Genomic DNA, 10,205 nt, shown 5'->3' with positions numbered 1-10,205 from the left:
GTTGCCCTGCTGGTAGTCCGGCGGCGCGAAGGCCAGGCCCCAGACCATGCCGACGCCGATCAGCAGCAACGCCGCGACGCTCAACCATGGCAGCATTTTGCCGCTGATACCGTAAAACCATTTGGGCGAGCCGAGCTTGTGAAACCACGTCCAGTTCATAGTGTTTCCATCACGGCTGGTCTTCGCAATGAGAGTCAAGGTCTGCCTTTTCTGAACGCGCAACCTATTGCCCTTTGCACACGCCTCGCGACCTGTGCAAAGGTTCGCCGTACTGCCGCCAGGTGCAGACCGTGATAAGCGAAGGTTGCCAACAGCATTGCGCCGATCGCAGAGTTCTCGAATCAGCCGAGATCGCCACCACTTACTGGCAGGGTCACGCCAGTGATATAAGAGGCGTCATCCGAAGCAAGGAACAGGATCGCTCCGACCTGCTCGTCGAGGTTGCCGTAGCGTTTCATCAAGCTGCTATTGATGGTCTGGTCGACGATCTGCTGGTACCAGACCTTCTCTTCGGCGCTCTGCTCGGCGGTATTGCGCGGCACCCGCCGTGGCGGTGCCTCGGTACCGCCAGGCGCAGTGGCATTAACACGCACGCCGCGACCGGCAGTTTCGAAGGCCAAGCAGGCCGTCAGCGCGTTCACCCCGCCCTTGGCTGCGCCGTAGGGCACGCGGTTGATACTACGGGTGGCGATGGAAGATATATTGACGATGGAGCCACTGCCCTGATCGAGCATGTACGGTAGCGCTGCATGGCAGCACCATAGCGTCGGGAACAGCGAACGGCGTACTTCAGCCTCAATCTGCGCCGCTTCGTAGTGCTCGAAGGGCTTGGCCCAGATAGTCCCGCCGACATTGTTGATCAGCACATCCACGCGCTCAAAACGCTCGACCGCTGCAGCCATCACCCGGCTACATTCGCTGTGCTGCTCAAGGTCAGCGGTCAGGGTGAGCACGCCCTCGCCCGCCAGCTCGTGGACCAGTTCGGAACGATCAACCGCCACCAAGCGAGCACCTTCGGCCAGCAGCCGTTCGCACACCTACCGTCCAATGCCCTGCGCCGCGCCGGTGACCAGCGCGACCTTGTTGTCGAATCTGTTGTTCATGACAACCTCCAGTAAAAAAGGGACCGGCCGTACCAGCACGATGCGGTCGACCCCGTAAACGGGTTCAGGCTACGGCCGCTGCGAACTTCTCGTAGTAGAAGTTCGCAGGCGTGATGCCCTGTTCGCGGATGTAGTGACTGACCGCTTCTACCATCGGGGGCGGACCACACAGGTACACATCGACATCGCCTTCGTTTAGGTGGCGTGGCTCGATGTGCTGGGTGACGTAGCCCTTGAGCGGATATTGGCTTTCCCGGTTGGCCACGCAGGCACTGAAGGTGAAATTGGGGATACGCACAACGAAGGCCTTAAGGCGATCCAGTTCAACCAAGTCGAAATCGTTGGTCACGCCGTAGATCAGGTGCACAGGATGCTTGCTACCCTTTTCGGCAATCTTCTCCAGCATTGCGGTGAACGGCGCCAGCCCCGTGCCACCAGCTAACATCAACAGTGGACGTTGGATCTCACGCAGATAAAAGCTACCCAGCGGCCCTGCCAGGGTCATGCTGTCACCGGTCTTGGCCAGACCAGTAAGGAAGCTACTCATCAACCCGCCCGGCACGTTGCGGATCAGGAAGCTGACCTCGCCGTTTTTCTGCAGAGAGCTAAAGGAATAGGCGCGAAACTGCTCGCTACCGGGCACGCCGAGGTTGACGTACTGCCCAGGGAGGAATGACAGGTTGTCCAGTGCCTCGCCCTTGATTGATAGCGCAATGGTACTGTCGGATAGCTGGCGTACCTCGCTGATGCTGGCCTGGTAGCTGGCCTGTTCGGTCTTGCAGACCTGCGACGAGGTCGGCACCCGCACCACGCAGTCGCTCTCTGCACGCATCTGGCAAGTCAGCACATAACCGAGCTGAGCCTCTTCTTCGCTCAGCGCGTCTTCGATGTATTCCTGGCCCAGGTCGTAACGGCCGACCTCAGCAAAGCACTTACAGGTACCGCAGGCGCCGTCGCGGCAGTCCAGAGGAATATTGATACCCTGGCGGTAAGCGGCATCTGCCACGGTTTCGTCAGCGGTGGCGTCAATGAAGCGGGTGACCCCGTCCTCAAAATTCAAAGCGATTTTGTGCATGACGCACCTCGTGAATAGCTGCAATCAGATGTGGTAGATATCGATAACCTGACGGACGTAGTCGTTCTTGAGGACCACTTTCTTGGCCTTGATCAGCGGGCGCTCGCCGCGCACATCAAGGGTGTAGAAGCTGGTGCCAAAGTAACTGTCGGTGGTCTTGTAGCGAAAGCTCAGGGTGTGCCAGTTGAAGCGCAGGCGACACAGCTCATCGCCTTGCTCGAGCAGTTCCAGATTGCTAATGTTATGCGAGGTACGGGTATCGGGCATGGTCGCGCTGGACCGCTCGGTCTTGATCCGGAATATCCGGTCTTCCAGGCCTCCACGGTTGCCGTACCAGATCAGCGAGATTTCCCGCTGTGGATCTTCGGTAAGTTGGTCGTTGTCGTCCCACGCAGGCATCCAGAAGGTTGCGTCGGTGGCATAGCACTCCAACCAATTGTCCCACTGGTTGTCGTCCAGGTAGCGCGCCTCTTCGTAGAGGAAGTCACGCACTTGCTCAAAAGAAATGCTCATTAAACGGTCTCCACTGGAATCAACTGCTGATCGGTAGCGAGTGCTTTGAGCATGGTTTCCTGCCAGTACTTGTGTTGCAGTACGAACAGGCCTTCATCTTCGGTACGCACGCCGCTGAGCAGTGGGTGCAGATCGATTTCCTGGGCGGCGGCATCGGCACCTTCGACCCAGTGTGCGGCACCACGGGACATGTCGTTCCAGCCACGCCCACCCTGGTAGCCCACCTGGCAGGAGCGGAATTCTTCGAGGTCATCCGGTGTGGCCATGCCACTGACATTGAAGAAGTCTTCGTACTGACGAATGCGTTGCGAGCGCGCATCAGCACTCTCCCCTTTTGGGGCGATGCAGTAGATGGTGATCTCGGTCTTGTCCACGGCGAGTGGCCGTGCAATGCGGATCTGCGAGCTAAACTGGTCCATCAGATAAACGTTGGGGTACAAGCACAGGTTGCGCGAGTTCTCAATCATCCAGTTGGCGCGGGCCTGACCGAAGTCGGCGGCCAGTTCGTCGCGGCGCTCGAACAGTGGACGGTCCTCTGGGTTGGCCCAACGGGTCCAGAGCAGTAGATGACCCTTGTCGAAGGAATAAAAACCGCCACCATTCTTGGCCCACCCACCGGCACTCATGGTTTTTACTTCATCGCCGGCCTCGCGCAGCTTGCGCTGGGCCTGGGTGGCAGCATAGTTCCAGTGCACGGCGCTGACATGGTAGCCGTCAGCACCGTTTTCGGCGGTCAGCTTCCAGTTGCCTTCATAAATATACGAGGAAGAGCCGCGCAGCACTTCCAAGCCTTCGGGCGACTGGTCGACGATCATGTCGATGATCTTCGCCGATTCACCCAGGTGCTCCACCAGCGGTACTACATCGGGATTGAGGCTGCCGAACAGAAAGCCGCGATAGGACTCGAAGCGAGCGACCTTTGTCAGGTCATGGGAACCTTCGCAGTTGAAGCTCGCCGGGTAACCGGCATCAACGGGATCCTTGACCTTAAGCAACTTGCCAGAATTGTTGAAGGTCCAGCCGTGGAACGGACAAGTGTAGGATGATTTATTGCCGGTTTTGTGTCGGCAGAGCATGGCGCCACGATGGCTGCAGGCGTTGAGGAAAGCATTGAGCACCCCATCCTTGTTGCGAGCGATGAAGATTGACTGACGCCCCATGGTGGTAGTGAAGAAGTCATTTTTCTCGGGGATTTGGCTTTCGTGGGCAAGGTATAGCCAGTTACCTTCGAAGATATGTTTCATTTCAAGGTCAAACAGGCGAGGGTCAGTGAACATCTCGCGTTTGCAGCGGTAGACGCCCTTATCACGATCTTCTTCAAGCAAAGAGTTAAGGTATTCGATTCCCAAGGACATAGCCGTAGCCTCCGTTGTTATTATTCAGGCCTACATAAACTAGCGCTCACCATCCCAGATGGATATCCGATTACTGCCGATCACCATCCGTTTTTTGCTGCACTAAAGTAAAGCGAGCTCTTTAATTCTAAAAACAACAATCATGCCGAGACATCCAAATCAAGCCCGACGCATTAAAGTTTCAGATGGCAGTTCGCCAAATCGATCCTTATAAAAATTAGCAAACCTCCCAAGATGAACAAAACCGTAGTCAAACGCCAATTCAGTTATGCTTTTAATATTGCATGCGGAATCAGTCAGGCACTCTCGAACCCTGTCCAATTTTCTGCCTCTTATATACCTCTTCGGAGAGACACCTACATGTCGCTCAAACAGTGTATAAAAAACACGCACACTTACACCGGCTAAATCAGCTAGCTCCTCGACACGTATATCCATATTGCCATCAATATACGAGTCGATTTTCTCCAGCATTACGACGATTGTTGCATTATGCTTCGTGCGAAGCACATTAGACTTTAACAAGCTCAGCATTTTTGCTGCAAAAATGTACTGATAGCTTTTATCAACTCTATAAGTTCTATTTTCTGATTCGGCTTCCTTACACATCATGGCTAGCAAGGCAGCTAGACCTTCAACATCAGCTAAATGATAGAGCGTCTCTATAAAACGAATTCCGTGCTTGGGGTAGGCCCATCGCTGCTCAACACAGACGTCTTCGAGAACCTTCAACGGCACCTTGAGGATAAACTTCTCACAATCTTCAGAGTAAGTAAAATCCACTGGGTCATCTGGGTTAATCACTATCAACTCACCCGGCCGAAGACGAAGGTAACGCCCTTTAACACGCCACAAACAACTCCCGCGCAATATAACCTGGATATGATATACATCATTCAATGCAGACGAGCTTACCCTTACACTCCCCCCGTAGGTGATTCGGCATAGATCGAGATCCGCCAAGGCACGGTGACTCAAGCTAGCTCGCACACCTCGATAATCAGTTAGAGCTATACAATGTCGGCCAATGTATTTATTGACATAGTTCGAAACATCTTGCGGCTCAGAAAATTCAAATATTAGGCTCTGCTCGGTAAGAAATAATACACTCATCGCGATGCCTTCGTATAATTAGACCGTATCACTGCAATGTGTCGCCTCACAGAAACCTTCAGCAATAGGTGTGCCATACACAAAATCATCGTCGCAGACGACCTCAGCGCCCGGATCATGTTCAAACCTTGAACACTTCAGCGCACCGCATGAGCACTTTGGAACACGCATAGTAAGGCCTGCATCGAAACGCACCATCGTTTGGCTTAGCCACCACGATCAAGAACTAAGCGACCTAGACATAGGTGTGGGCATTGGAGTACGAGACCCAGCCCAATATTTACATCAAGAGGAGCGCAGATCTTAGCAAATGGAAAATTTTGCCGTCGATCTAGCTTGCTTAGAAGCTGAAAGCGTAGTCACTTTCATAATTTTCAGTAAAACTTAGCGCATGGCCAATCATTCCACTGGAATGTGGCCATAGGGAAATTTTATTACTGGAAGTAGAGTCGCATATGACCCTTTTCTAGCCGAAACTTTCAACCAACTTGCCTAAATCTGGCACCCTCTGGATCATGGTCGATAACTTCAAGATGTCTTCGTCAATCACTTTGTATATTGGTGCACCCGATGCCACTCACTACCGACCAGCTCACTGAGTACTTGGATTTCGCCGAGCAACTGGCGGAAGCTGCTGCCGCGGCCATTGAGCCCTACTTCCGAACAGCAATCAAAGTAGAGGATAAAGGGGGTCGGTTCTTCGACCCCGTCACCGCGGCCGACAAAGCAGCCGAGCAGGCCATGCGTAAACTCATTCGCAATCGCTACCCCATGCATGGAGTACTGGGTGAGGAGGAAGCCGCCTATGCCGGAGAAAGTGAACTGACCTGGGTCCTGGACCCGATTGATGGCACACGCGCCTTCGTCACCGGACTGCCCCTGTGGGGCACGCTGATCGCGCTCAACGATGGCCAGCGCCCGGTATTAGGGGTCATGAATCAACCGTTTACCGGTGAGCGATACTTCGGTAGCGCCCAAGGCGCCTGGCGCAATGGTACAGCATTGAAAACCCGGACCTGCTCACAGCTCACATCTGCGAAGCTGATGTGCACAACCCCCGATATGTTCGACACAGTCAAAAGAAAAAACGCCTTTGAACAGGTGGCGAGCCAGGCACAGTTGGTCCGTTTTGGCGGTGATTGTTACGCCTATTGCATGTTGGCCTCGGGCTTCGTCGATGTGATCATCGAGGCAGCACTACAGCCCTATGACGTACAGGCATTGATCCCGATCATCGAAGCCGCGGGTGGCCGAATGACGGCTTGGGATGGAAGTACGGCGCAAAACGGCGGCACCGTCGTGGCCTGCGGAGATCCCACGCTGCATACCCAACTGATTGAACTCCTACAGCATGCAAGCTAAGTAAAACGCAGGTCCGCCCGGGGCGTTTCTAACATGTAAAACATACACCAACGCCCCAGAGCAACCCTTGATAACTTGCTCGATTCATCCACATGCAAACCTTCAGCAGTATCCATGCAATCAGTGCTATTCATCATTACGAGACCACGGAAGCAGCCGCTTGACCGCTCGCGGTGCGCACCCTGATAGCGAAGCCTTCGGCCTTCTTGCGCTCAACGAAAGCCCTCATATAGGCTGCACCCGCTTCACGCAGGCGAGGCACGGCCATCACCTGACGAATGGAGGTGAACACACTCTCCAGCACCCGATAACGAGAGCCGGCCGCAGCCATCCTTTCCAGCGGCTGACCCACACCCGCCGCGGCGTCCAATCCTTATCGAAGTACAGGTCTACCGCTGCCCCTGACGTCTCGGCCGGCTCCAGCGGGGCACCTTTTAGGGTGCGCGCCAGAACAGGTCATAGCCGGCGCCCTTGCCAACGGCGAACCGTAAGTCTGTCTGATCGAAATCATCGACTTAACAATCAGGCGTGTCAGCCGCTACTAGGCAACCAACCTAGATGACCAAATACGGTTCGCTCCCTGCTACACCCACTCAACTTATACCCTCAGGATTACAACCCTGCCCACACCCTTTCGGTGATCGTCACCCCCAAGACGACAAATCCCGCAAACTATTGTGCGGGATTTGTCGTTGAACATCAGAAATGAAAAACAAAACCCGTTTGGATCACCAAAGGATTCAAGGTGACCTCAGCCTTAACAGGAGCACCATTCAATGTTCCCGTTGCTTCGCTCTTGAGATAGATTTTTTTCACATCAAGAAATATGCCGTATTCTCTGGTAACCCAGTACTCGGCGCCCGCCTGGATCTGGAAACCCCACTCATCTTTCACCTCTAGCCCTTGAACAGCCCCATCCTTGGAACTAAATATGTGCATATAGGAAGCGCCTGCGCCGAAGTACGGACGTAATGCGTCATCTTCGTTGAACTGATACTGCAATGAAAAACAGAGGGTGCGTACTTGGCTTTACCCAGGGTACCCACGCCTTTTGCAGTCCCAGTTCCGGAGAGCGTAACCTCTGGAGGCGTTCCGAAGGTAAACCCCAGCGACCAATTAGGAGTTAGATCGTACCCAATCTCTACAATGAACGCCGTATTGTTGTTTGCTTCAGCGTTCGCACCGGGAATTTTAGTGCCAAATGCTTTAAGCGTCGCGTCCTCAGAGTAATCGATATATCCCGGGCCGACACGCGCCCACCATGGAGAGTCCTCCGCAAAAGCTGGTCCGGCGGCAGCAGATAAAAGTCCCGCACAGGCGATTGCAACTAATGATTTACGATCACGACAAGTTGAGTGCTGACACATTTCGTAATTCACTCTTTTTTTGTTAGTTTATTTTTGAGTGCAAAAAACCTCGCCAGCCAATAAAGATCATGCTGATGAGTTATACCTGAACAAATTCAGCCCGCCGAACAAGCGAAGCCCTTGACTTCAAACAAAACACTAACGAGCTTTAGTTTTCAATAGCTCCGAAACTATTAAACTCACGACAAGATAACATCCAAGTTTTTTTCAGAACCAAGTCGATCTTGATATCCGCGTTTTATCGCAAATTTTTAGCATCGTGTAGCGCCAAACATTGGCGTTTTGACATCCCCCTCGACGCTTCATTACTACTGGAGAAATGAAGTCGTCGAGCACCATAGACTCAGGCTGTTGCGGACAGCTGCTTTCGAATGTCCATTCGATCAAAATGCGCCCGTTTCTCGATGATTTTTCCATCAGAAATCGTGAGTAGCATCATCAGGGAAAATCGCACTCTAGTCCCTTTCGGCTCAAACCCGTCGAACACTCCGGTTTGCCGCCCATCGAACAACATGTAGGCCGCAACCTGATCGCCCTCGGCAAACAAAACCTCGATCGTAAAACTGAAACCCTCAAAAGCATCGAAATTCTTTTTCTCCGACTGGACGAAACCTGCAGAGCCAAGAATAGGTGTGTCCACCTGGGTATAAAACACAAAGTCTTCGTGGCAGAAGCTAGCCGCAGCCGCGTAATCCTCGCGCTGAACAGCTGTATAGAACTTGCGGACCAACTCTTTGTTCGCTTCGACTGACATATCCACTATCTCCTTGCTAAATCGGTGTTTGGTTGGGTGAATCAGAGGCTGTAAGTCTCGCCATCCTCGGGGATGAGCAGTCGGTCGGTCATGCCCTTTTGCACAGAGAACTCACGAAGCTCTTGGCGCGTCAGTACGGCATGGTTCACCGACTCCATATGAGTGGCAATTAGCGTTGCTTGGGGTGCGGCACGGAAAACTTCGTAGACGTCCTGCTTACCCATGATGATGGAGCCGAGCTCGATCACCTGGGCATCGCCAGCGTTGAGAATGACAACCTCGGGCTGAAACTGCTGCAGACTGTCCTGAACGTATTGATTCCAGATAGTATCGCCGGCGAGGTAGAGCGTTTTCTCATTCGGATGGCTAAATACCACCCCACACACCTCGCCTAAAATCTCGCCCATGGCCGCGATGGCGCCATCGGTGCCGTGCTGACCGGATGTCTGGAACAGCGAAACGCTGTTAAATTGCGCCCCTTTTATCAGCCGCACATCGCTGAAACCTTGGGACAGAATCAACTCACGGTCTTGCTCATCCTGGGTAAAAATCGGAAGGTGCTTGGGAACCAACGCCTTGGCTGCCTCGTCCCAGTGATCTGGGTGGGTGTGGGTAACAATGACGGCGTCAACATTTAGAATCTCATCCATCGACACCGCTAAAGCCACCGTAGGGTTGAATAAATGGCTGTTAGCCGTGCCCTCAAAACCTGGATAAGCCCCCTTCTCTGCCAGCAAAGGATCAATGAGGAACCGACTCCCTGCGTATTCGATGATTAGCGTGGCATTACGTATTTGTCTGACTTGCATAATATTTCCTCGGCTCAGGTTGTTTTATATTAAGGACCGATCGGTCCAAAATAGCTAAAAAAACTCTCTAGGATTATCCATCCAAATTTGAGAGTAGCAGATGCAAGGCACTCTCCAGATCATCTTTTATATATCCTGCACGCGCCATCACCTGTAATCCAGGGAAGGCCAAAACCAAAAGACGGGCCAATTCGCGGGCGCTCCGCCGACTGGCCAATGAACAATCTTTTTGTCCCCGCTCAATAGTGCTCACCAAGGCCTCCTCAATGAGACGGAAGTCATCCATAACCCTCAGACGAACTTCAGGATCATGTGCCGCCATCTCGACAGCCTGATTGATGCTCATGCAGCCACGGGATTCCCCAGGTTTAACGATGTCCGTAAAGAGCAGGCGGAAGAACGTCTCGATAGCCTGCCGTGCCGGGCCATTCTCCAGGGCTCTGTACATGTCCCTGGCACGTTCTTGCCTATAGAGGTCGAACGCACTGATGAACAGTTCGTGCTTGCTGCCAAATGTGGCGTACAAACTACTCTTGCTCAGTCCGGTTGCGCTCAGGAGATCAGCCATTGACGTGGCCTCGTATCCTTTGCACCAGAACATGGCCATTGCCTTGTGAAGTGCTTCCTGTGTGTTGAATTCCTGGGGTCTTGACATGATCGATTAGAGGGCTCTAGTGCGAAGAGTGCAAATACTCCTACTTTGCATGAGAAGCACTTTAGCAATTATGGACCGATCGGTCCAGTGCATTTATAT

General features: G+C 53.2%; 10 protein-coding genes and 2 pseudogenes. 1 reads left to right on the top strand and 11 read right to left on the bottom strand.

The window, feature by feature from the left end:
* The 6 genes and pseudogenes from ACIO0C_RS18660 to ACIO0C_RS18635 all read right to left on the bottom strand — a co-directional run.
* A pseudogene (locus ACIO0C_RS18660) lies at nucleotides 1–159 on the bottom strand (heme ABC transporter permease); the annotation flags it as partial.
* A gap of 182 nt (nucleotides 160–341) precedes the next feature.
* Nucleotides 342–1,103: pseudogene (locus ACIO0C_RS18655) on the bottom strand (1,6-dihydroxycyclohexa-2,4-diene-1-carboxylate dehydrogenase).
* A 64-nt stretch (nucleotides 1,104–1,167) separates the two neighbouring features.
* Nucleotides 1,168–2,178 (bottom strand): benzoate 1,2-dioxygenase electron transfer component BenC, encoded by a 1,011-nt coding sequence (gene benC / locus ACIO0C_RS18650; RefSeq protein ID WP_401314403.1) that lies wholly within the window; start codon nucleotides 2,176–2,178, stop codon nucleotides 1,168–1,170.
* Between the two features lie 24 nt (nucleotides 2,179–2,202).
* Entirely contained in the window at nucleotides 2,203–2,691 is a 489-nt protein-coding gene (benB, locus tag ACIO0C_RS18645; RefSeq protein ID WP_401314401.1) for a benzoate 1,2-dioxygenase small subunit, read from the bottom strand.
* The gene (gene benA, locus ACIO0C_RS18640; RefSeq protein ID WP_401314399.1) at nucleotides 2,691–4,046 is read right to left on the bottom strand and encodes a benzoate 1,2-dioxygenase large subunit; all 1,356 of its coding nucleotides are present in this window, start codon (nucleotides 4,044–4,046) and stop codon (nucleotides 2,691–2,693) included. Before benA ends, benB begins: the two co-directional genes overlap by 1 nt.
* A 159-nt stretch (nucleotides 4,047–4,205) precedes the next feature.
* On the bottom strand, nucleotides 4,206–5,159 hold the full coding sequence (locus ACIO0C_RS18635; RefSeq protein ID WP_401314398.1) for an AraC family transcriptional regulator: 954 nt from the start codon (nucleotides 5,157–5,159) through the stop codon (nucleotides 4,206–4,208).
* Nucleotides 5,160–5,729: 570 nt separating this feature from the next.
* Between ACIO0C_RS18635 and hisN the strand changes: the two genes are divergently transcribed.
* Nucleotides 5,730–6,521, top strand: a complete 792-nt coding sequence (hisN, locus tag ACIO0C_RS18630) for a histidinol-phosphatase (protein ID WP_401314396.1) — start codon at nucleotides 5,730–5,732, stop codon at nucleotides 6,519–6,521.
* Nucleotides 6,522–6,657: 136 nt separating this feature from the next.
* Here the strand turns inward: hisN and ACIO0C_RS18625 are convergent, their stop codons facing one another.
* From ACIO0C_RS18625 to ACIO0C_RS18605, 5 genes are all read right to left on the bottom strand, one after another.
* Nucleotides 6,658–6,873: a hypothetical protein gene (locus tag ACIO0C_RS18625; RefSeq protein WP_401314394.1), complete on the bottom strand. Its 216-nt coding sequence runs from the start codon at nucleotides 6,871–6,873 to the stop codon at nucleotides 6,658–6,660.
* A gap of 347 nt (nucleotides 6,874–7,220) precedes the next feature.
* Nucleotides 7,221–7,523 (bottom strand): OmpW family protein, encoded by a 303-nt coding sequence (locus tag ACIO0C_RS18620; protein ID WP_401314392.1) that lies wholly within the window; start codon nucleotides 7,521–7,523, stop codon nucleotides 7,221–7,223.
* Between the two features lie 708 nt (nucleotides 7,524–8,231).
* The gene (locus tag ACIO0C_RS18615) at nucleotides 8,232–8,642 is read right to left on the bottom strand and encodes an ester cyclase (RefSeq protein WP_401314390.1); all 411 of its coding nucleotides are present in this window, start codon (nucleotides 8,640–8,642) and stop codon (nucleotides 8,232–8,234) included.
* A gap of 41 nt (nucleotides 8,643–8,683) precedes the next feature.
* Complete coding sequence (locus tag ACIO0C_RS18610; protein WP_401314388.1) at nucleotides 8,684–9,451, bottom strand: MBL fold metallo-hydrolase; 768 nt, start codon at nucleotides 9,449–9,451, stop codon at nucleotides 8,684–8,686.
* A gap of 73 nt (nucleotides 9,452–9,524) precedes the next feature.
* Nucleotides 9,525–10,058, bottom strand: a complete 534-nt coding sequence (locus ACIO0C_RS18605) for a TetR/AcrR family transcriptional regulator (RefSeq protein WP_401314423.1) — start codon at nucleotides 10,056–10,058, stop codon at nucleotides 9,525–9,527.
* Nucleotides 10,059–10,205 lie beyond the last annotated feature (147 nt).

This window comes from Pseudomonas sp. NPDC087336 (assembly GCF_044744285.1).
Classification (GTDB): domain Bacteria; phylum Pseudomonadota; class Gammaproteobacteria; order Pseudomonadales; family Pseudomonadaceae; genus Aquipseudomonas.
The sequence above is the reverse complement of the archived record's forward strand: the minus strand, read 5'-3'. Positions and strand labels throughout refer to the sequence as shown.

Excerpts from the sequence above, each read along its gene's own strand:
- ACIO0C_RS18610 (WP_401314388.1), bottom strand. The coding sequence starts at position 9,451 with ATGCAAGTCAGACAAATACGTAATGCCACGCTAATCATCGAATACGCA.
- benC (WP_401314403.1), bottom strand. The coding sequence starts at position 2,178 with ATGCACAAAATCGCTTTGAATTTTGAGGACGGGGTCACCCGCTTCATT.
- hisN (WP_401314396.1), top strand. The coding sequence starts at position 5,730 with ATGCCACTCACTACCGACCAGCTCACTGAGTACTTGGATTTCGCCGAG.
- ACIO0C_RS18635 (WP_401314398.1), bottom strand. The coding sequence starts at position 5,159 with ATGAGTGTATTATTTCTTACCGAGCAGAGCCTAATATTTGAATTTTCT.
- ACIO0C_RS18605 (WP_401314423.1), bottom strand. The coding sequence starts at position 10,058 with ATGGCCATGTTCTGGTGCAAAGGATACGAGGCCACGTCAATGGCTGAT.
- benA (WP_401314399.1), bottom strand. The coding sequence starts at position 4,046 with ATGTCCTTGGGAATCGAATACCTTAACTCTTTGCTTGAAGAAGATCGT.
- benB (WP_401314401.1), bottom strand. The coding sequence starts at position 2,691 with ATGAGCATTTCTTTTGAGCAAGTGCGTGACTTCCTCTACGAAGAGGCG.
- ACIO0C_RS18615 (WP_401314390.1), bottom strand. The coding sequence starts at position 8,642 with ATGTCAGTCGAAGCGAACAAAGAGTTGGTCCGCAAGTTCTATACAGCT.